16 protein-coding genes are annotated in these 21,285 nt (G+C 61.6%); 4 read left to right on the forward strand and 12 right to left on the reverse strand.

What is annotated here, in order from left to right; all coding sequences use genetic code 11:
- Positions 1-100: 100 nt before the first annotated feature.
- Positions 101-1,438 (forward strand): flavin-dependent monooxygenase QhpG, encoded by a 1,338-nt coding sequence (qhpG, locus tag RLO07_RS01975; RefSeq protein WP_462290454.1) that lies wholly within the window; start codon positions 101-103, stop codon positions 1,436-1,438.
- A 24-nt stretch (positions 1,439-1,462) separates the two neighbouring features.
- Here qhpG and qhpE read toward each other — a convergent pair whose 3' ends face one another.
- The 9 genes from qhpE to RLO07_RS02020 all read right to left on the reverse strand — a co-directional run bounded on the left by qhpE (position 1,463) and on the right by RLO07_RS02020 (position 14,076).
- Complete coding sequence (qhpE, locus tag RLO07_RS01980; protein ID WP_462290455.1) at positions 1,463-2,161, reverse strand: subtilisin-like serine protease QhpE; 699 nt, start codon at positions 2,159-2,161, stop codon at positions 1,463-1,465.
- A complete protein-coding gene (locus RLO07_RS01985) occupies positions 2,140-3,858 on the reverse strand; it encodes an ABC transporter ATP-binding protein (protein ID WP_462290456.1) in 1,719 nt (572 codons plus the stop codon). The genes qhpE and RLO07_RS01985 overlap by 22 nt, the downstream gene beginning before the upstream one ends.
- A gap of 3 nt (positions 3,859-3,861) precedes the next feature.
- Positions 3,862-5,019, reverse strand: coding sequence for a quinohemoprotein amine dehydrogenase subunit beta (peaD, locus tag RLO07_RS01990; RefSeq protein ID WP_462290457.1), 1,158 nt, complete (start codon positions 5,017-5,019; stop codon positions 3,862-3,864).
- 11 nt (positions 5,020-5,030) lie between these two features.
- On the reverse strand, positions 5,031-5,357 hold the full coding sequence (gene qhpC, locus RLO07_RS01995) for a quinohemoprotein amine dehydrogenase subunit gamma (RefSeq protein ID WP_462290458.1): 327 nt from the start codon (positions 5,355-5,357) through the stop codon (positions 5,031-5,033).
- Positions 5,357-6,781 carry a quinohemoprotein amine dehydrogenase maturation protein gene (peaB, locus tag RLO07_RS02000; RefSeq protein ID WP_462290459.1) on the reverse strand — a complete coding sequence of 475 codons (1,425 nt, stop codon included), beginning with the start codon at positions 6,779-6,781 and terminating at the stop codon, positions 5,357-5,359. Before peaB ends, qhpC begins: the two co-directional genes overlap by 1 nt.
- Positions 6,782-6,801: 20 nt before the next feature.
- A complete protein-coding gene (gene peaA, locus RLO07_RS02005) occupies positions 6,802-8,421 on the reverse strand; it encodes a quinohemoprotein amine dehydrogenase subunit alpha (protein WP_462290460.1) in 1,620 nt (539 codons plus the stop codon).
- Positions 8,418-10,124, reverse strand: a complete 1,707-nt coding sequence (locus tag RLO07_RS02010; RefSeq protein WP_462290461.1) for an AMP-binding protein — start codon at positions 10,122-10,124, stop codon at positions 8,418-8,420. Before RLO07_RS02010 ends, peaA begins: the two co-directional genes overlap by 4 nt.
- Before the next feature lie 76 nt (positions 10,125-10,200).
- Positions 10,201-11,820: an AMP-binding protein gene (locus RLO07_RS02015; RefSeq protein ID WP_462290462.1), complete on the reverse strand. Its 1,620-nt coding sequence runs from the start codon at positions 11,818-11,820 to the stop codon at positions 10,201-10,203.
- 30 nt (positions 11,821-11,850) lie between these two features.
- The gene (locus RLO07_RS02020) at positions 11,851-14,076 is read right to left on the reverse strand and encodes a TonB-dependent receptor (protein ID WP_462290463.1); all 2,226 of its coding nucleotides are present in this window, start codon (positions 14,074-14,076) and stop codon (positions 11,851-11,853) included.
- Positions 14,077-14,376: 300 nt separating this feature from the next.
- Between RLO07_RS02020 and RLO07_RS02025 the strand changes: the two genes are divergently transcribed.
- The 3 genes from RLO07_RS02025 to RLO07_RS02035 are packed head-to-tail and all read left to right on the forward strand — an operon-like array spanning position 14,377 to position 18,391.
- Positions 14,377-15,885 carry an aldehyde dehydrogenase family protein gene (locus RLO07_RS02025; RefSeq protein WP_462290464.1) on the forward strand — a complete coding sequence of 503 codons (1,509 nt, stop codon included), beginning with the start codon at positions 14,377-14,379 and terminating at the stop codon, positions 15,883-15,885.
- Positions 15,886-15,944: 59 nt separating this feature from the next.
- Positions 15,945-17,078 (forward strand): FIST signal transduction protein, encoded by a 1,134-nt coding sequence (locus RLO07_RS02030; protein ID WP_462290465.1) that lies wholly within the window; start codon positions 15,945-15,947, stop codon positions 17,076-17,078.
- Positions 17,075-18,391 carry a hybrid sensor histidine kinase/response regulator gene (locus tag RLO07_RS02035; protein ID WP_462290466.1) on the forward strand — a complete coding sequence of 439 codons (1,317 nt, stop codon included), beginning with the start codon at positions 17,075-17,077 and terminating at the stop codon, positions 18,389-18,391. Before RLO07_RS02030 ends, RLO07_RS02035 begins: the two co-directional genes overlap by 4 nt.
- A gap of 151 nt (positions 18,392-18,542) precedes the next feature.
- On the opposite strand, the gene RLO07_RS02040 is transcribed toward RLO07_RS02035, so the two are convergent.
- From RLO07_RS02040 to RLO07_RS02050, 3 genes are all read right to left on the reverse strand, one after another.
- On the reverse strand, positions 18,543-19,856 hold the full coding sequence (locus RLO07_RS02040; RefSeq protein ID WP_462290467.1) for an IS1380 family transposase: 1,314 nt from the start codon (positions 19,854-19,856) through the stop codon (positions 18,543-18,545).
- Between the two features lie 217 nt (positions 19,857-20,073).
- Positions 20,074-20,730, reverse strand: coding sequence for a response regulator (locus RLO07_RS02045; protein WP_462290468.1), 657 nt, complete (start codon positions 20,728-20,730; stop codon positions 20,074-20,076).
- 13 nt (positions 20,731-20,743) lie between these two features.
- Positions 20,744-21,283, reverse strand: coding sequence for a lipid-binding SYLF domain-containing protein (locus RLO07_RS02050; protein WP_462290469.1), 540 nt, complete (start codon positions 21,281-21,283; stop codon positions 20,744-20,746).
- Between the last annotated feature and the right edge of the window lie 2 nt (positions 21,284-21,285).

Genomic DNA, 21,285 nt, shown 5'->3' on the forward strand with positions numbered 1-21,285 from the left:
AGCGCGTTGCCCTGAACGCCCGCCTCCGATTGCCAGCCGGGGCACCCGCTTCTATGATGCTCTCTACCCAGCGGCACAGAAACCGGGAACCGTCACAGCAGTGAACAGATCATCGGACATCGTGGTCGCCGGAGGCGGCCCTGCAGGCTGCTGCGCAGCGCTGGGTTTGCAGCAACTGGGTTATCGGGTGCTACTGCTGGCGACACCGCGCCCCTGGCCGAGCTGCGAGGGCTTTTCCGCCCGGGCGCTACAGGGCCTGCGCCAGGCGGGCCTGCCCTCGGCGGTGGCCTGCGCCAGTGCTGCCAGCCCTCGATGCGCGACCTGGAACGGCACCAGCAACGATGCCAATAGCGAACACCTGGTACTGCGGGAGGCGCTGGACCAGGCACTGCTGAGCGATGTCAGCAGCGCCGGCGTCGAGATCGTGGCGGGACAGCTCGGATCAATCCACGCACCGGAGGGCGGTGGCTGTGAGCTGCGAGTCAGACTGGCCCGCGGTGGCAACACAGCGCTGGCATGCAAGTTCCTCATCGATGCCCGCGGGCGCGCGGCGACGGGAGGGGGCAACCGGCTGCGCGGCCCGGAATCGGTGTCGCTGGTACAGGTGCGGCAGGGGCGACCCGGGGCTGGAAGCAGCTATTTATGCAGCCTGCCATCAGGCTGGGCCTGGCTTGCCCGGACTGATGGCGGCAGGCTGTTTCTGCAACTGACAATCAGTGCGGAGGATGGTGCACTCCCCCCCCGCAAAGACCTGGACAGTTGGTTCAACGACCTGCTGCAGCCCAACCAGGACCTCCTGGACCGGATCGCCGGCACCTCGCCGACGGGGCCGGTATTCGCGCGGGGCAGCACCTCAATACTGCGGGACGAGTTGGTCACTGGCGCGGTGCTGCGTGTCGGTGATGCTGCAATGGCCGTGGACCCGCTTTCCGGCAACGGCGTATTCCAGGCCCTGTCCTCTGCGCTGGCTGCGCCGGCCGTAGTCAATACCCTGCTGCAATACCCCGACGACCGTCCTGTGGCGGAAGCGTTTTACCGGCAGCGGGTGGAACACCTGTTCCTGCGCTTTGCCCGGACAGGACGCGATTTCTATCGGCTGGAACAACGTTGGCCACAGGAACCCTTCTGGCGCCAGCGGCGCGACTGGCCCGACGATGAACCCTCCCACAGCGATATCCCGCCCCGCTTTCTCGGCCTGCAGGCAGGTACCGTGCTCGACGGCGACAGAATTCGCGCAGCCGCGGTGGCCGTCACCAGCGACCAGCCCCTGGGCGTCTGGCATGTGGCGGGCATCAGACTCGCGCCATTGCTGGAAAACCTGCCAGACACTACCGAAGCGCGGCGTCAAGCGCTGCTCGACAGGATAAAGCAGACCGTTTCCGAGCCGCAGAAAGCGCAGTTGGTGCGGGCCTGGCTGCAGCGGTATGGACTCCTGTAGCGTTCCACCCTGCGTGCCGCACCATCAATGCTGGCGATGTTCCGGCCCGTGAAACCGGGCACTGGCAGCCAGTTGACCGTGAATCTCCTGCAGGCTCGCATCGGGCTCCTCGAGCAGATACTGCGCCACCGCGACAGTGACGTGGGCACAGCCGATGCTGGCGCCAGCAAGCCCTGACCCCGCGGCGCGTACGCAGGCCCCGAAATCCGCCTGCGAACTGCCCAGGTGGGAAAGCTCTCCCGGGCCACAGCGCGCGTCTCCCGTTGCCCGGATAACCCCGGGATAGCTGGCGGGAAACACCGGGGCGCCACGAGCCGGGCTGGCGGCAACGAGGACGATGCCCTGTGCCAGGGCCCGGGCACAGGCCCCGGCAAGCTCGGGACAATCCCGCAACAAGCCGAAACTGAGGTTGACCAGGCGTACGTCTTCAGCCATCAGCCAATCCAGTGCCGCCACCACCTGGCGACTGCTGCAGGTCAGCCGGTCGTCAAACACCTGCGCGTTGAGCAACGCCATGTCGGGTACCTGCTGCAGAAGTACTCCTGCAACGGCACTGCCATGGCCCAGCCGGTCGACGTGCGGCTCCGCGGCAGTCACTGCGCCGGGGCCAGCACCCGTGATCCTGAAGGCCCGACCCGCCATGACAGCAGGCAACAACGCAAGGTCCAGGCCACTGTCCACGATGCCAACACGCAGGGGTTTCACCTGCTGCCCCGGTGCCATCGCAGTTCCAGTTTGCGATCAACGATCGACAGACGACCATCACAGTGTGCCAACGCGGAATCCCGATGACTTATCAATAATCGGGTCTGCCCCGAGAAAACCTCGTCCACCATCGCCAACACGTCCTGCTCAACTTCCCGGTCAACCGCCGAGGTTGCCTCGTCGAGGATAACCAGCAACGGCCGCTGCAACAGCGCACGGGCGATGGCAATACGCTGCCGCTCACCACCCGACAAACGCGTGCCGCGATCACCCACCGGGGTATCCAGGCCGAGGGGCAGGCGCTGTACCAGCTCCCCGAGCCGGGCCCGCTGGGCCGCTTCCTCCACCTCCACACCGGTGGCGTCGGGCCTTGCGTAACGGATATTGTCGCGAATGGAGCCCCTAAACAGCACGATGTCCTGGGCCACCAGGGCGATGCGGCTGCGCCACAGACCCAGGTCAAATTGCCGCAGGTTGATGCCGTCCACCAGGATGGTTCCCGCCTGGGGATCGTAGTGGCGCAGCAACAGGTCGACGATAGTGGTCTTGCCCGACCCAGAGGGGCTCTGCAGGCCAATGCTGCTTCCGGCGGGGATTTCCAGGGAAGCACCCTGCAGCACATCCTCATCGTGCAGGGGATAGTGGAAACTCACCGCATCGAGCACAATTCCCTGCCGCAGCTGTTGCGGCGGCTCCACATCTCCTCCGGCATCGACATCGGGAGGCGCGTCAAGCAGGTAGCGCACACGGTCGAGGCTGACCTGTACCCGGGCCAGCGCCATGTAGAGGCCCAGCAGGCCCTGCACCGGCCCCGCCGCCATGCCCAGATAGCTGGCAAAGGCGACCAGCGAACCCAGTTCCAGCTGCCCCTGGATCACCCAGTAGCCCCCTATCAGGAATACAGCGGCACGGCCCACCGACGTCAAGGTGTTGGGGACGGCCGCCGTCGCGAACTCGACCAGCTGCAGGCGCAACAGCCGGTCCAGGTAGCGAGCGTTGAGCCCGCCCAGGCGGCGGGACTCCCGGCGCTCACTTGCCATGCCCTGAATGAATTTCATCGCCGGCAGGGTTTCCACGAGGAATGCCGAGATATCGCTGGAGCGCTCGCGCAGCAGGCGCGTCTGGTCCTGAACTCGCGGGCGCATGAATCTGAGATAGAACCACTGCAATGGCGCGATAACAGCCAGCACCATGGTCAACTGCCAGCTCAACAGCAGCATGAACCCGATCGTGCCCACCAGCCCGAGCAGCGCGCTGACCGCTGCAAACAGGCTGTCGACCGAAAAACGCTGCAGTTCCGCCACATCCCCATCGAGACGCGCCAGGATGTCTCCGCTACGGTTGCGGCTGAAGAAGGCCGGTGACAGGGTCTGCAGGTGACGGTAAACCGACTCCCGCAGGGCAAACAGTACCCGCCCGGACAGGCGAGTGTAGTAGTACCGGTTGACGCCGGACAGCAGTGTTGCCAACAGGCCGGCGCCCAGGATAAGGCCGACAATGACCAATAGCGCATCGACCCGTCCTGCAAGCAGGGCGTCGTCTATCAGCAATTTTGTCAGGTAGGGCTGGACCAGGACCAGCAGGGACGAGGTGATCGACAGCAACAGCAGCCCCGCCAGAGCGATCCGGTGGGGCAGGAGAAACCCCGCCAGCCAGCGCAGGCCCGCGGCACGGCTGGCGGATTGCGGCGGCCGGGGGCTGTCGGAGAACAGCAAACGCTATAGCACCCGCCTGAACACCTGGGCAGTGGCCAGCGACATGTCCCCGCCGGGGAGCTGGATATTACCCAGCTTTTCCAGGGTATCGGGGTCATAGATGGCGATATCGTTGAATGTGCCGGCCAGATACAGCTCGCTGCCGTCGCTGGCAAAGTTGATGCAATAATAGCTGTGCTCAAGATCAACCGAGCCGAGCTCCTGGGCGGTCGCCACATCAAACTTCTTCAACTGCGTCAACACACCGAAGAACTCCTGCGGACGGCCTGGCCTCGCCATCCCGGAGAACAACACCACTTCCAGCGGACCAAACACCCGGTCCTCGGCAACGCCGGTACCCAGATCGATACGCTCGTAACCCCAAACCCAGTCCGCGGTTTCCATATCCTGCGACTCATCCTGGAACCGCGCCGCAGAATACATTCTCACCATCTCATTGTTGACCGAACCGAGGGGCCAGATTGACAACACATCGCGCTGGCTCTCCAGTGCTATATCCGCGCTTTGGCTGGGCAGGGCCACATGAACATCCCCGCTGGCGGGGTTCATGGCGAAGATATCGCGACCACCGAGGTAAACGGTCCCATCCTCACCGGTGGCCATGATGGTAACCTGGCGCGGGGCCGGATGAGTCCTGACCGGCAGGCTGTCAAGACCACCGGTAGTGTCGTACACCGCCAGGCGGGCACCCTGGACCTCGTAGCGATCCGTCAGCAGCCGCGTGGGACTCTGGTGGGTATAGAGTTCCCGCCCGTCCTTGCTGACCGCTATACCGGCGAAGCTCTTGACCCGCTCCTGGCCGTGGGACTGGCGTGCGGAAAACACGATTTCGCAGCTATCGATGGCGACGCCATAGACATTTTCAAAGCGGTTGGTAAGGGCATAGGCCGTTTTGCCGTCGGGGGCCACGACCACCGTCCCAGGCCCGAAGTCCCCCGGCAGTTCGCAGGTCCTGAGCACGCGCCGCTCACCGAGATCAATCACATGCAGATTGTTGGGCCTGTTCATCACCACCATCAAGTCACCAGCGGTGCTCTCCTGCCGCGAGGCATCGGACTGGGTCCCTGTATCACAGCCTGCCGCCAGCAGTGCCATGCTCATCACCAGCAGGGCGCGGGTGGTGCGGCCGAACCCAGCACCGTTTCTGAATCCTCTCAACATGTCTGCCTGCCTCATGAATCGCTGTCGGGAAAAACGGCGTCAAGCTTGCGCCAGTCCTTGCCTGCGGAAGGTGCCTGACCATCCCAGTCGGGATAGCTCACCATGACATCCGGGACCTGCGCGGGCCACCAGCACGGGTCCGCACAGCCGTAAAGATCTGCCTCCATGGGCTGACAGAGACCCGCGACACCGCCAAACATGTCGACCTCCCAGCCTGGATCCGTGGTCGAGGTGCAGCCCACCACGCTCTGCATGGCAACGACCTCATCCATCCCCTCGGGGCCAGCTGCCTCGTCCAGCAACCGTGCCTTGTGATTCAAAGGCTTAAGGTGTTTCATCAGCTTGCCCTCCGGGGGGTGATGTAATCGGTAAAGAAACGGGGGTTGGCGGCGGCGATACGGGCGTAAGCGCGCACCCCGAAGTCTACCCAGTCACGCATCAGCTCACAGTAATGATAAACAGGGTGCGCCGGATCGTTGTAGCGCTGGTAACTCTCGTGATAGCAGCCACCAGAGCACAGATTGCGGATATGGCAGGTACTGCAGCCGGTGTCACTGCGATCGAGGCGCTGGGAAAGGAATTCTCCAAGGGCCGCCACATCGAGGCCACGACCGTCGCTGACGGAACCAAAGGTCGGCAGCTCGGAACCGGTGAAGCGGTGGCAGAGATTGACGCCACCATCCTTGTCGACCGCCACCATGGAATACCCTGCGCCACACGGAAGTGCCTTCTTGGTACCTTCGTGGATATCCGTGAGCAGCTGATGCAGGTTGGAAAATCCGATATTGCGGTGCTGCAGCGCCTCCTCGACATAGCGCTCGCCCAGGCGCTTCATGCCGGCAAACACCGCCACCAGCTCTTCTTCGCCGAGATTGAAACTGTCCATGTCACCGGCTGTTACAGGTGCAAAGCCCACTTCCGCAAAGCCCAGTTCATTGAACAGGTGATCCCAGATAAGCTCGATATCCGTGGTGCCACGGGTGAGCGTGACGCGCGCACCTACCGGCCGGGAACGATAGCTGGACAACAGGAGCTCCACCTTGCGAGCCACGGTTTCGTAGGTACCCTGACCGCCGACAGTGATCCGGTTACGATCGTGGATGGCCTTGGGCCCATCAATGCTTACGGCGATGCCGAAGCGATGGCTATCGAGATAGTCAATGGTGCTGGGGTTCAGCATGGTGGCGTTGGTGGTAAGGGAGAAGTCAACGCGTTTGCCCAGGGCTCCGAAACGCTGCTCGGCAAAATCCACTACTTCGCGAATCAGGGGCAGGTTGGACAGGGGCTCGCCGCCAAAGAAAACCACATTGTAGCGGGGCTGCTCCGGTGACTGCGCCAACAGCATTTCGAGGGAATCAACAGCCGTTTGCAGCTGCATCTTTTCCCCCGCTGTCGGTGTCGCCAGATCCTCCTTGTAGCAATAGGTGCAGCTCAGGTTGCAGCCCGTATTGACGTTGAGGACGACAGTAGTCAGGGGCAACTTGTCGGGTATCGACAGGTGTCCCGCAGTGCCGACAACAGCGCCACTGACAATCCCCAGGCTGTCGAGCTCGGCGACAGCCTCTGTCACCGAGACACCTCCGAGCCGCTTGCCAAGCTCCTCCGCTGACAGTGGCCCCCACTGCCGCAGCCCGGCAATGACCCGGTCCAGGGTCTCGTCGGCCTCGAACAGGCTGCTGCTGGGGATATGAAACAGGAGCTGGCGACCTTCCACTTCCACCTGGTGAAAATTGTTTTCGTTCAGATTCAAAGCCACGCCCATGGTGGTTGCTCCCCGGTAAACTAGCGTATGGGTGGATTATTCCAGCGCTGTACAGTCACTATAAGTTGGCCCTCGGCATTGAGGAGAGCATCTTCCTGCGCAACAGTCGCCAGCACCTTCAGGTTGCCCGCATTGTTGGTCTGGTACTTGCGCTCGGGATTCGGGCCGGCCGCTCCCGGCGTGAACACCCCGGAGTCCGCGTCCATGGCGCCGGCAAAACGTACATCCTCATCCGCCGCGGCCTGCGCATCGAACGGGGCAACCGACCACTTTGCCGGCAGCGGCCCCACTTTTATATCGTCCGCGGTACCGGCTTCACCATCGGGACCGTCGCTGAAACCAATAGCATCGAACATGGCCTCCACCACCGGCTGTGAACCACCGTTGCCGCCCACCCGTGCCACCGCGTAGGCAGGCTCTACTGCAACCCGGTCCAGGGCACGATAGATCGTCACCAGCCCTTCTGCCCCAGCCTCGCCGACACTGACGGTGCGCTCTCCCTCCGCGGCGTCCGCTGCGGCGCGAACCTGCAACAGCATGCCGTCGGCGCTGCGGTCAGTGACAGCAATGACTTCCAGACCCTCTCCCAGGCCAATCTCGGCTTCCGGGTCCAGCCCGGCACCCACCAACAGCAGCTGCTGCTCGGTGCCGGCGCGGATATAAGATGGCTGCATGGCCAGTAACCGGGCTTCACCGTCCGCCCGGACAGCCTGCATGCGCAAGCCCCATTCCACGTTGTCGCGACGGAACATGCGGCCGTCGAGCTGGCCGCTGTCGGGCTCCGCCATCAGCACCTGTTGGTAGACCTCACCGTCCAGGGTCAGGCTGGCGCGCCACTCATGACCACTGTAGACCAGCGCCTTGCCGGCACCTGCCAGTGGCTCCCCGGCTTCGAACGCACCATCAAGCTCCACCTGGTAGTCACCGTCACTGTCGTTCGTCACTACCATGTTGCCCGCAAACAACCCCTTGCCCGGCATGTGGCCGCTTACCCGCCAGCGTCCCGCAAACGACTCCCGCGGCAGGGACTGCCACTGCGTCCAGGCATCGCTGTCCAGGGCAAACTCGCGCGCCAGCCAGGGCACCATGTCATTGAGAGCGACACCCAGCCAATCCCGATCCCGCCCCATGAGCGAGTACTCGGCCGAGGGGAACTGGCCCAGGTGGAAGTGCACCAGATGACGCCACTCCTCTTCACTGCGGCGCTGCAGACCAACCCTTGCACCCGAGTGGCAGCGCGCACACATTTCCGTGAACATTGCAGAATCATGCTGTTCAATGGTATTCAATTCACGCTCCAGCACATAGCGCCAGGGAGCGCTTTCAGCCGGAGTCAGCCCCTGGGTGTCGGCCAGATGCCGGACCAGCGTGCGCATCGCGGCGCCGGCTTCGCCACCTGCGGGGTCAACGATGCTGGCACCGTGTATCTCCTGCATTCGCACCAGCGTCATCTGCCAGCCCTCGGGAGTCTTGCGCTGTTCGCTGATGCGACTCCACCGGCCGCTGTCATCCTGACTGTGACAGCCGGCGCAGCTCGCCGCCATGATGGCTTCCGCCGATCCTGCGGCCTGTGCACCCAGGTGACACGCCAGCAATACTGCCGCCACCAGTGAAGAAATCAGTCGAGTCTTGTTGGTCACGTTTCGTCTCCAGGGTTACCTGTCTCAATACCCAATTCGCGGGACATGTGCTCCCGCATGAGGAATTTCTGGATCTTGCCGGTCACGGTCATGGGGAATTCGTCCACCAGGCGCACATGCCGGGGAACCTTGAAATGGGTGATCTGCCCGGCACAGTATTCCAGGATATGCTCCACTTCCACGGAAGAGCCCTCCCGCAGCTTGATCCAGGCGCAGACCTGCTCGCCGTAGCGGTGGTCGGCGACCCCGAAGACCTGCGCTTCCTGTATCTCTGGATGGGTATAGAGAAATTCCTCGACCTCGCGCGGGTAGATGTTCTCGCCACCGCGAATGATCATGTCCTTGATCCGGCCCGTGACCTGGGTATAGCCCTCCGCATCCATGACCCCGATATCCCCGGAATGCAGCCAGCCATCGCGGTCGATGGTCTCCGCAGTGCGCTCCGGGTCATCCCAGTAACCGCGCATGACCCCATAGCCCCGGCAACAAATCTCACCCTTCTCGCCTACCGGCACGATCTTGCCTTCGGCATCGACGATCTTGATCTCGCAATGGGGGGCCGGGCGACCGACGGTGCTGACGCGCTTGTCAATAGAGTCGTCGGACGAGGTCATGTGATTGACGGGGCTGGTCTCGGTCTGGCCGTAGGCGATCAGCACATCCTCCATGTGCATTCTGCCTACTACCCGCTTCATGACTTCTACCGGACAGGTAGCACCCGCCATGATCCCGGTGCGGAGACTGCTGAGATCGTAGTCATTGAAGTCGGGGAGATCGAGTTCGGCAATGAACATGGTGGGGACGCCATGCAGCGCCGTACAGCGCTCCTCGGTCACGGTGGCCAGCGTTGCCGCCGGATCAAAGGCTTCTCCGGGAAATACCGCGGCCGCACCGTGAGTGATGCACGCCAGGTTACCCATCACCATGCCGAAGCAGTGGTACAGGGGCACAGGAATGCACAGTCGATCGTGCTCCGTCAGGCGCATGCCATCGCCCACGAGCTTGCCATTATTGAGGATATTGAGATGGGTCAGGGTGGCACCCTTGGGATTGCCGGTAGTACCGCTGGTGAACTGTATATTGATCGCATCAGCTGGCGACAGCGATTCCGCCCGCTGCCGCAGTGCCCGTCGGTCAGTACCAGCACCGCTGGCACAGACCGCGGCAAAATTGAACATGCCCGGCGTGCTGTCCGCTCCCATACTGATCACCCGCTGCAGGTCCGGCAAGCGCTGTGAGCGCAGCGCGCCCGCCGCGCAGCTCTCCAGTTCGGGCGCGAGAGTCTGCAGCATGCCCAGGTAGTCGCTGGTCTTGAAGTGATGCGCGGTGATGAGCGTTCGACACTGCACCTTGTTCAGCGCATATTCCAGCTCATAAAGGCGATAAGCGGGATTGATGCACACCATGATGGCGCCAATTTTTGCGGTGGCGAACTGGGTCAGGCACCACTCGCTGGAATTCGGCCCCCAGATCCCGACCCGCTCTCCCGCTTCCACGCCCAGGGCCAGCAGCCCGCAGGCGAGGTCATCCACACGCTGCTGGTACTCGCGATAACTCCAGCGCACCTCCTGATGCCTGACCACGAGAGCTTCATGATCCGGGAATTGCGCGACCGTTGCATCAAAAGCCTCACCGATGGTCTGGTAAAGAAGAGGCTGGTCCGTGGGGCCATCCGCTGCACTGAGTGCAAGTTGCCTGTTCATTGTTCTGTGTGTCCTGTCCTGTTGGCGAGGCTGCCGCGGGCAGCGCCCCCCCGGGAGATTGCCACCGTGTATTCGCTCAAACCCTGCCCCACTCCTTCTCGCGCAGCTCCACCCGACGGATCTTGCCGCTGACGGTCTTGGGCAACTCCGCGACGAACTCGATGCGGCGGGGATATTTGTAGGGTGCGGTGACCGCTTTCACATGGTCCTGCAGCTCGCGACTCAAGGCCTCGCCAGGTTCATGCCCCGGTGCCAGCACGACAAAGGCCTTGACGACTTCCCCACGCTGCTCGTCCGGACTCGCGACTACTGCCGACTCGGCCACGGCAGGGTGTTCGATCAGAGCGCTTTCCACCTCAAACGGACCGATCCGGTAACCCGCGGAAAGAATGACATCATCGGCACGGCTGACAAACCAGAAGTAGGCATCATCATCCACGCGAGCCCGGTCTCCGGTGATATACCAATCCCCGCGGAAACTGCGGGCGGTCTTGTCCGCCTCCCCCTTGTAGCCGACGAAGAGCCCCAGCGGTGGCTCCGGCCGGACCCGAACCGCGAGGTCTCCCTCTACCCCCGGGGCCACAACATTGCCGTCATCGTCGATAACCTGCAGGTCAATACCCGGCGCCGGCTTGCCCATGGAACCATAGCGCGGCTCCATCCCGCGATAGTTGCCGCACAGCAGTACGGTCTCCGTTTGCCCGTAGCCATCGTGGATAACGATTCCGGTATGCCGCTGCCAGGCGCCGATAACTTCCGGGTTCAGCGGCTCACCCGCACCCACGCAATGCCGCAGGGCGGCGAAGCGATAGTTTTCCAGGGGTTGCTGGACGAACATCCGGTAGATCGTGGGAGCACCGCAGAAGGTGGTCACCGGATACTGCGACAACAGCTCCAGGGTTCGCTGTGGGTTGAAGCTGGCGCTGTGGTGCACGAAAAGGGCCGCACCCTGGTACCAGGGTCCGAAGTAGCTGCTCCAGGCCGCCTTCGCCCAGCCGGTATCGGAGCAGTTCCAGTGCAGATCATCCGGCCCCAGGTCCAGCCAGTACTTGCCGGTAGTCTGGTGTGCCAGGCCGTAACCGTGACTGTGCAGGCACATCTTGGGGAAGCCTGTAGTGCCGGAAGTGAAATAGCACATGGCCTCGTCGCTTGCCAGGCTTGCAACCGCCGGAAAGCTCACGGGCTGACGGGGCACTGCGTCACGATAGTCTATCCAGCCTTCGCGAGTGCCATCCACCAGCACCCGTGCCCGCAGTGCAGGCAGATCGGCCAGCACCTCGTCGACCTTGCCGGCATTGGCGCTGTCGGTGACCACGCAGGTAGCAGCCGCGGCCGCGCCCCGGTAGGCGATATCCTTGGCCGACAGCTGAGTGGTACCGGGGCTGATAACGACACCCATGCGCAGGGCAGCGGTAAACACCTCCCACCAGGCAATCTGCCGCCCCAGGATCATGAGCACATAATCGCCCCGCCTGACTCCCGCCGCCGACAGCAGATTGGCGACACGACAGGAGCTTTCTGCTATCTGGGCAAAAGTGCGTCGCTCCTCATGCCCTTCGTCATCCACCCACAGCAGTGCCAGCTTGTCCGGATTCTGTGCCGCCCAGTAATCGACCACGTCAGCGGCAAAATTGAAGTACTCCGGACGCGGCCACTGGAACTCCCTGTAGGCGGTCTGATAATCGTGTTCTGGCATTATTCTTATACTCTCCGCTGACAATTGTACTTATCCGCCCCAGTTATAGCGCAAGGATAAACCCCACCAGCGCGGCCTGCCATAGTACTGCTCGGTAATGCCAAACACATCCAGTCCTGACAAGTCGAAGGTCTGAACCAGGTATTCCTCGTCAGCAAGGTTCTTGACGAAGGCCGTTGCCTGCCAGCGCAGGTCGGTTGAAGTCCAGGACAATGAGGCATTGGTCACCGTATATCCGGATTCGGTTACGGTCTCAGCCTCGGTCAGGGCGAAATAATGCTCGGAACGATACACTGCGTCCGCCTGCACAGCCAGCTTGCCACCGAGCGCGGGCCACTCATAGCGGATGAGCGCATTCAGGTTCCATTCCGGGGACTGCACAGATGACACGGTTCTGCCATCAAGGTCCACATCGATATCATTCCAGGCTGCGCCCAGGAGAATATCCAGGCCCGGGATGGGGTTGGCCTGCAGTTCCAGTTCCGCACCTACACTCTCCGCATCGGTGTTGAAAGTTATGGTATCGATGCCAATAATGAAGAATGCCTGATAATCATTGTAGTCGTAGTAGTACGCCGCACCATTGAGCTGTGCGAGGCCACCTGCCAGGGTGCTCTTGAATCCGACCTCAAAAGCATCCAGTTGCTCGGGGTCATACGACATGGTGGCGTCGTCGTAGTCGAGTGGCGGCGACAGCGGGAAGATCGGCGCATTGAAGCCACCCCCACGGACCCCGCGGTTCCAGCCCCCATACACCAGCAGGTCGTCACCCGCCATCCAGTCGAGTTGCAGTCTTGCCGACCACTCCTTGTCCTCGCGGCTGCCCTCATAGGCAGCAAGTTCGACCACATTGGCGAGATTACCTCCCGCGTTGAATCCCCGGGCGTCGGGATCCAGGAATTCGACTGCATTGGTGCCATAGGCGAACTCCTTTTCGTCCTGGATATAGCGACCACCGACAATCAGCGTCAACTCATTGCTGAGCGGAACATCCAGCTGACCGAACAGTGAAATCGACTCCAGCTCGGAAACATAGGCGTTGTTAAGTCCGGCCTCCGCGCCCGGTGTCCGGGCGATACCAATGTCGTCGTAAACCGGGCCAATGAAGGGTTCGGTGATGGCGCCATTGGTATCGTTGATCTTCAGGTCCATGTAATAAAGACCGGCCACCCAGTCGAAGGACTCTGTTTCGCCATCCAGCCGCAGCTCCTGCGATACCTGCTCGGCATCGGTCGTCAGGTAGAAATTAAATACCGACACTGGCGAGGCATCTGAGTCCTCAATGTAAACACGCTCCACATTGGAGATGTCGCTGATCGATGTCAGATTGAAATCGTCGAAGCGCCAATTGAGAGTCGCACTAAAGCCATTGGTCTCCAGGTCATTGAAGCCGGGATCGTCGTAGTCGCCGGCGTAGACATCGCCATCGTTATCGATGTATCCAAGAACCGGGTTTAACTCATCCGGCGTCAGCTCGCCAGAGCGTATTGACGAAACATTTTCAAAGAAGCCGGTGCGTATGTCCTGTTCCGACATCCTTGCGTTGAGAAGAATGTCGAGGTTCTCCTGCGGGGAGAACAATACCTGCATTCGTGCCGCGAGATCATCGGCATTGTTCAGCTTGGTGCCGGGGTCCAGGCGATTGGTGATATAGCCGTCATTCTCGTGGTAGGACGCTGTCAGACGCGCGGCAACTGTCTCAGTACCGCCCCCGATCGCACCCTCGACCTTGAACTGGTCATAATCACCGACTGTTCCCTTGAGGTAGCCATCCAATTCGGCGGTCGGTTTGCGAGTGATGTAGTGCACCAGGCCGCCCGTGGCATTGCGGCCGAACAGGGTGCCCTGGGGTCCGCGCAGAATCTCCACCCGCTCCATGTCAAACAGCATGAAACCGGCGCCCGACATCTGGCTGACGTAAACCTCATCGACATAGAGTGCCACCGGGCTCTCTACATTGGTGGTGAAGTCGCTGGAAGCGACACCCCGCATCGCAATCGCATAGTTGGCTTCGCCGTTGGGCTGGATCGTATGCACCCCCGGTGCCATGGCAGTCACCTGCTGCGCATTATCGAATCCAAGCTGCTCCAACTGGTTGCCTGTGTAGGCTGAAATCGCGATTCCCACGTCCTGGGAACTTTGCTGGCGCTTGGTGGCAGTCACGAACACTTCCTCGAGTACTGACGCCTGCAGGCAGGCAGGCACAACTGCAAGGGATGTTGCGAGCGCGAGTACACCTGGCTTCGATCTGATCATGGGCTGATATCTCCGGTTATTTGTCGTCTGCTCCAGCGCTGATCATTCCGCAGTTCCCACTGCCCCCCTAACCAGCTTCATGCAGGGTAGACAGCCGCGGATGCCGGCGACAATTGGCCAAAGGGAGCATGACGAGGAAAAACCTGCTACTAAAGTAGCAAACGCACAGGAGTATCGGCCCCCTGTCAGGTACCTCGGTACTATTTACCTTTGTTCGCCAGGCTCTATGCTGACTCAAACCGACGCACAGCTGCCCGCAAGGCAACAGGTATCGGCAAATAACCAGCGGAGAAAGCCGTAATGACCGTAGCAATGAATAATCTGGACGCCATCAACCCCGCCACCCGGGAATTCCTGCAGGCAACTCACCACAATTACATCAATGGCCACTGGCACCCTGCCGCCAGCGGCAAGACTCTGGCGGTGCAGGATCCGGCCACAGACAAGACAGTAACTCATGTCGCCGAGAGCGATGCCGCGGATATTGACGTTGCCGTGGGCGCGGCCCGCCAGGCATTCGAGAACCATGGCTGGCGCACCATGAAACCAGCGCTGCGGGAACGGCTGCTGCACCGCCTCGCCGACCTCATGGAAGCCAACACTACCGTGCTCGCGGAACTGGAGTCCATCGACAACGGCAAGTCCGCGGCGATTGCCGCCGCAGTCGACATCGCCTGCGCCATCGACTGTGTGCGTTTCATGGCCGGGATGCCGTCGAAACTCAATGGCAGCACCCTGAAGCCGTCCGCACCCTTCCTGCCCGATACCGAACTGTTTGCCTGGGCGAACCATGTACCCATCGGCGTGGTGGGGGCCATCATTCCATGGAATTTCCCGACACTGCTGTTTTGCTGGAAACTGGCGCCGGCGCTGGCGGCAGGCTGCGCCATCGTGATCAAGCCGGCAGAGGAAACACCGTTGACCGCCCTGTATATGGCACAACTGATCGAGGAGGCGGGCTTTCCCCCTGGCATTGTCAATGTTGTAACAGGGTACGGCCACACCGCCGGAGCCGCCATTTCCTCACACCCCGGGATAGACAAGGTGACCTTCACCGGCTCTACCGAGGTGGGTCGCCTGATTCTCCAGGCCGCGACCGGAAACCTGAAGAAAGTCACCCTGGAGTTGGGTGGCAAGTCACCGGCGATCGTCATGCCCGATGCCGACCTGGACATCGCCATCCCCGGGGCCGCAAGTGGCATATTCTTCAACCACGGGCAGGTCTGTACCGCCGGCTCACGTCTCTATGTGCACCGCTCAATATTTGACAAGGTCGTGGAGGGCGTCGCCGAGATCGCTCGCAACATGAAAGTGGGCCCGGGGCTGGATCCGGCCACGGAACTGGGGCCACTGGTGTCGCGCACCCAGCAAGAACGCGTTTGCGCCTATATCGCCGCGGGCATGGAAGGGGGCGCCGAAATCCTGGCGGGGGGTACCACCCCGGACAGCAACGGGTTTTTCGTCAACCCGACGGTCTTCGTCAATACCCGTCACGACATGTCGATTGTGCGCGAGGAAATCTTTGGTCCGGTACTGGTCGCCATGCCTTTCGACGACCTCGATGAGGTGGTCGCGCAGGCCAATGATACCCGCTTCGGTCTGGCGGCCAGCATCTGGTCGCGCGACATTTCATTGGTACACAAGCTCGCGCCGCGCCTGCGGGCGGGCACGGTCTGGGTGAACTGTCACAACGTCATCGACGCCGCACTGCCCTTTGGCGGCTTCAAGGAGTCCGGGTGGGGCCGGGAAAACGGCATGGACGCAGTCAAGGCGTTTACTGAAACCCAGACTACTGTCATTTCGCTCTAGCGCTGGCGCAGCCGCAAAGCAGCTTCCCGCTGGCGACAGTCATCGGCTATGCTTGCCCCATGGCCAACGGCATCCTTACAGCCCACTCCTGCAATCCCGTAACGGCCGCGGCCGTTGCGGAAATTGACGCGGCTACAGCACCGGCGAAAGCGGCTTTTACCCTGCTGTTCCACGGCCCCAACCACGCTAACGCCGACCTGGAACAGGGACTGGCCTCCATGGAGGGGAGCAACGTTTACGGGTGTTCCACCTCCGGCGAAATCACTCCCGGGGGCTATTTCGAGAATTCGCTTGTAGCGCTGTCCTTCGCCAGGAAACACTTCAGCTGTGTCGCCCGGAGCATCACCGATCTCGACAGCTTCGGGCTGCAACAGGCACGGGAACTGGTGCTGTCCATGCAGTGGGAATTGCGGGAACGCGCCGCCCAGTCGAATTCTTCCAACACCTTCGCCATTCTGCTGATCGACAGCCTGGTCCAGGTGGAGGAGTTCGTGGCGGCGGCACTGGGCGGCGAACTGGGCAATACCCACCTGATAGGAGCCTCTTCGGGCGACAACTGGCGCCTGCAGCGAACACCAGTGCTTTTCAGGGGCCGCTTGCAGGACGCCGCCGCGGTCGTGCTTCTGGTCCATACAGCGCTGGAATTTCGCCACTACAATTTCCACAATTTTGTTCCCAGCAAACAGCGCGGCGTGATCACGTCTGCCACCCCGTCACAACGCGTGGTGCACGAGATCAACGGGCGTCCCGCCTGCAGTGAATATGCCCGCTTGTGTAATATCGATATTGCCGAGTTTGACCGGGAAAAGCTGTCACTTTTCCCCGCAATCATAACAGTCGGTGATCGCGCCTATCCCCGAGGCTTTCTGGAAATCCTTGCGGATGGCTCCCTGCGCTGCGCCTGTGCCATTGACGAGGGCGTGGTATTCCGGGTCGCTGACCAGGTGGACTACGCAGAACAATTGCAGACCGCGCTCGGTCGGATACGCAGGGATCTCGGCAATGATGCCGTGCTGCTCGGTTTCGAGTGCGCGGCGCGCAAGCAACTGGTCCAGCTTTACGAACTCGAGGCGCCGGTCACCGCGCTATTCGGTGAGTATAACGTCTGGGGCTTTTCTTGCATGGGTGAGCAGTCCAGTGTTCTCAATGTGAACAACTCGTTCAACTGTATCGCCTTTCGTGCCCATCGATGAACGACGGGAACCCGCCAGCGTTGACCGCCAGGGAGACGACCGCCGAAACCAGGCTACGACAACTGGAGGATGAAGTCGCCAGCCTGAAAAAAACCAACCGGATCTTGATGGACCGCGTGGAACACCGGATCAACGTCGAGGGAGGCGCCTTCGCCGCCTTTCAGGTGGCCAGCAATCTGGAGAAGACTGTAGCGGACCGCACCACAGAACTGCGCAGGCTCAATGAGCGCATGGAACATGAGCTGGACCTGCGGCGCAGCTTCGAAAATGCCCTGCTGCGCGCCAAGGAACAGGCCGAGGAAGCCACCGCCAGCCGCACCCGCTTTGTGGCCGCCGCCAGCCATGACCTGCGCCAACCTCTCAATGCCGCAATGCTGTATCTGGAGACCATCAAGGGCGACAGCCTCCACCCCGCCGACCGCGAGGGCCTGCGGGGCGTCGCCCTTGCCCTGGAAACCCTGAACCGGCTGCTGAGTGCACTGCTGGACATCTCGCGCCTGGACAGTGGCGGCCTGCACCCCGAGCCGAGGCATTTCAGCCTGCAACTACTGTTCGAACGGCTGGCGACCGAGTACCGCTCGGTGGCAGAGGCCAAACACCTGGGACTGAAAGTCATCCCGACCTCCTGCACCGTTCACAGCGACCCCATGCTGGTCGAAACCATCCTGCGCAACCTTATCAGCAATGCCATCAAGTATACCCGCCATGGCCGCGTACTGATGGGCGTGCGGCGCAGAGGCAATCGCATAGCGATAGAGGTTCGCGACACGGGGGTCGGAATCAGCCTGGAGCACCAACACAGAATCTTCGAGGAGTTCTGGCGTGCTCCGGGCGCGAGCATGGGCCGGGAAGGCAGCATGGGCCTCGGACTTGCGATTGTGGAGCGGATCTGTCGCTTGCTGGGCACCAGTATCGCGGTCCAGTCCGCTCCCGGTAGAGGCAGCAGTTTCTCCCTGGAACTGGCGGTCGGGGCAGCCGATGCCGTCACCGCGGTGGAGGCGAGCGCAACAGCTCCGGGGCCGGTGGGCTTCAATCAGTGTCCCGTGGTGGTGATCGATGACAACGTCCATGTCCTGCGGAGCATGGTGCGACTGCTGGAAGGCTGGGACTGCAAGGTAATCGCAGCTCCGGGTTACGAAGAAGTGCTGACCAAGATCATCGACCAGGACCTGCTGCCAAGACTGCTGCTTACCGACTACCATCTTGCCGAGGGCGCCACAGGCCTCGAGGCCATTCGCAGCATCAATGCGGAGCTTGCACGGGAAGCTCCTGCCATCATGATTAGCCCCAATGTTGCACGAGTGTGCCGGTGAAGGCGATATTTTTGCCGTAGCGATTCCGTAGCGCGCAGTCACGCCTTCATCTGTACATTTTTTCGTCGTTTTTGGAGTTTTTGCTTTTTTCAGGCACAGCTCCCCCAACCCCCATTGTTTATCAACGTGCCGGGGCAGCACTCATGAGGGACTACGTGGTGTTGAGGCGCTGGGCCACGATACGGAAGAGATCCTGATGCGGGCAGGCACTGCTCAGCAGGATGCGGATCCGGCGAGTGTTCCGGATCACCACCGCGCCGATTTTCAGAAGGGTCAGTCGCAGGGTGTTGGGACTGGCGGTCGCCAGCCGGGTGTTCAGGAGGGCGCGGCGGCGCAACCCTTCAAACAAGGTGTATGCCAAGCCCGACAACAACTGCCGGAACTGATTCGGCCACCAGCGGTGGCTTGAGGTACGACCTGCAAACAGGTCGAGCTGCTGATCCTTGATGCGATTCTCCATGTCGCCGCGGGCGCAGTAGAGCTTGTCGTATAAGTATTGACTCGTCTGCGGGAGATTGGTGACTACGAAGCGGGGATTGGCACCGAGACGGCTGTGCTCAGCCTTGACGATCACCCGTCGCGGCCTGTCCCAGCTGAGGGCGCCATAGCGAACCGAGGCGAACAAACGCTGCTTCTTGCCCGTCAGCTCGTACAATGATTCGGCCATGTTGAGCCACTGGGCCGCCTGTGCCTTGATCCGTGCGTTCTTGGCCAGTCCAACGATGTAGCGCACATCATGCTGCTCGCACCAGCGCAGAATTCTCCACCGGCAGAAGCCGCTATCACCGCGGAAGACAATCTCCACCTTCGGCCAGTGTCTGCGCAGCGCCTTGACCAGCAGCGACAGGATCGCCCAGGTGTGGCGAGCCGGATCGCTGTCGCTGCGGCGCAGGTAGCTCACCAGCAGGTGGCGACCACAGAAGACATACAGCGGCAGGAAGCAATAGTGATCGTAATAGCCGTGGAAGAAACGGCCCTCCTGATCACCGTGCAGCGGCGTGTCCGTGGCATCAAAGTCCAGGATCAGTCGGCGGGGCGGCTTGTCATGCGCTTTGACAAACTGTTCGAACAACACCTCGTGGATAGCAACCGCGGTCTGGCGATCGGTGCGATGTTCCAGTCGGCAAAGAGTCGAAGGGCTGGCCAGCGTCTCGATCCGTGAGGTGGCGGTTTGCAGCGCCAGGTCGTTGCGCAATTCCTGGTGGTCGTTCAGATCCTCATAGCCCAGCGCCAGGGCGTAGATCCTCTGCCGCAACAGTTCCAGCAGGGAGTGTTCGCAGCTGGCCTGCCGACGACTATCCCCGATGACTTTGGCCACTGCCTGGGTCAGCCCCATCTGCCGATCGACCTGCGATAGCAGCGGGATACCGCCGTTGCTGGTGATGTCGCCGCCGCTGAAATCAGCTTCAACTTTACGACGTTTAACGGATGGAAATTCGAGGGAAGTCTGGTAGCATTCTGTCACGGCGGAAGTCTCTTTTGAATCAATGGTCGCACACTGATTTTTAAGGAGTTTCCGCCGTTTTTCTACCCCTACTTATGAAATATTCGGGTTAGCAGTGACAGCTCCACACCCCTGCGAGAAGAGCTGAGGTCCCTGGGTATACCGCTGCTGACCAAACCGATCGATCCGGCGCGACTGCGCGCCGCCATGCGCCACCTGCTCGCTCCGGCGCCCGACTTCAGCCCTTGAGCGCGCGGGCAGCAACCACTGCCTGTACCCTGTTATCCACCCCCAGCTTGCGCAGGATCGCGGATACGTGCGCCTTGACGGTGATCTCGCCGATCCCCAACTCGCGGGCAATGAGCTTGTTGGACATGCCCTGCTCCAGTAGAGCGAGCACGGCCTGTTGCCGCGGCGTGAGATCGGCAGTCGCGCTTTCTGCGGGATTCGGCTCCCGGGACCGGGGCGAGGGCACTGTAGCGGCAGTCATGGCTTCCCCCAACGCCTCGGTCGGCACATACACGCCACCTCCGCGCACCAACTGCAATGCGTGGCGGGTAATGTGGGTACCCGATGATTTCGGCAAGTAACCGGACACACCCAGCTTGAACGCAGCACGGACAAGCGCGGGATCATCGTGAGCGGAGCAGACAATCATGGGGCAGGTGGGACTGGCATCCCGCAGCCGCCGCACGCCATCCAGATCCTCCGTATCCGGAAGCCCGATATCCAGCAACATCAGGTCCACAGCTGACCTCTGCAGGCATTCGAGGGCGGACGCGATATCCTCGCACTCGAGTACTTCAACATCCGCAAATGCCTCCAGTACCACATTGCGAAGGGCGTCGCGATAAAGCGGATGATCGTCTGCAATCAGAACCCGGTATTTATCCACTGTGGCCCCCGACTCAGCGAGCGATTCGGTTGATCGTATTGCCGTTCAGGTCCAGGCCCTCCATCAACCCCAGATCAGAGAAGCCGAGGGCCAACACCGGATGCTCCGCCCGTGCCGGACGCACCGTGTCACCCACCACCCGGACCAGGTCCACCTTGCCGTGCACCCCTATCTGCCAGCCAACCGTATTGCGAAAAGACACCAGCGCATCATCCGTCATGAACAAAATGACCTTGGCGGTACGCAATGCGCCCTCTGGGAGTTGATGACGGGATCCGGTAGTGGCGTAATAGGCGACAGTCTCTCCTCCCACGAGCAGCGCGCCTTCGCCATACTGGCCGCCGGTGCCAAACCCCATGCCGACGATATCGGGAAATACCAGCACACCACTGGCCCTGCGCAGCAGCCTCTGCACGTCCGGTGCAAACTGGCGCAACTCCAGCAGCGCTGCACCCGACTTGCTCTCAATCTGATCCCGGCTGTCGGCGTGCGCTACAGCTGTTGCCAGAACCAGCGCCAAGCCAAGAATGCCCAGAGTGCTCCTGTGCCGCATGG

The organism is Haliea sp. (assembly GCF_040221975.1).
Taxonomy (GTDB): Bacteria; Pseudomonadota; Gammaproteobacteria; order Pseudomonadales; family Halieaceae; genus Haliea.

What these genes read in the sequence shown, in the direction of transcription:
- qhpE (WP_462290455.1), bottom strand. Translation starts at nt 2,161, where the DNA reads ATGGCACCGGGGCAGCAGGTGAAACCCCTGCGTGTTGGCATCGTGGAC.
- peaD (WP_462290457.1), bottom strand. Translation starts at nt 5,019, where the DNA reads ATGTTGAGAGGATTCAGAAACGGTGCTGGGTTCGGCCGCACCACCCGC.
- qhpC (WP_462290458.1), bottom strand. Translation starts at nt 5,357, where the DNA reads ATGAAACACCTTAAGCCTTTGAATCACAAGGCACGGTTGCTGGACGAG.
- peaB (WP_462290459.1), bottom strand. Translation starts at nt 6,781, where the DNA reads ATGGGCGTGGCTTTGAATCTGAACGAAAACAATTTTCACCAGGTGGAA.
- RLO07_RS02010 (WP_462290461.1), bottom strand. Translation starts at nt 10,124, where the DNA reads ATGAACAGGCAACTTGCACTCAGTGCAGCGGATGGCCCCACGGACCAG.
- RLO07_RS02015 (WP_462290462.1), bottom strand. Translation starts at nt 11,820, where the DNA reads ATGCCAGAACACGATTATCAGACCGCCTACAGGGAGTTCCAGTGGCCG.
- RLO07_RS02020 (WP_462290463.1), bottom strand. Translation starts at nt 14,076, where the DNA reads ATGATCAGATCGAAGCCAGGTGTACTCGCGCTCGCAACATCCCTTGCA.
- RLO07_RS02025 (WP_462290464.1), top strand. Translation starts at nt 14,377, where the DNA reads ATGACCGTAGCAATGAATAATCTGGACGCCATCAACCCCGCCACCCGG.
- RLO07_RS02030 (WP_462290465.1), top strand. Translation starts at nt 15,945, where the DNA reads ATGGCCAACGGCATCCTTACAGCCCACTCCTGCAATCCCGTAACGGCC.
- RLO07_RS02035 (WP_462290466.1), top strand. Translation starts at nt 17,075, where the DNA reads ATGAACGACGGGAACCCGCCAGCGTTGACCGCCAGGGAGACGACCGCC.
- RLO07_RS02050 (WP_462290469.1), bottom strand. Translation starts at nt 21,283, where the DNA reads ATGCGGCACAGGAGCACTCTGGGCATTCTTGGCTTGGCGCTGGTTCTG.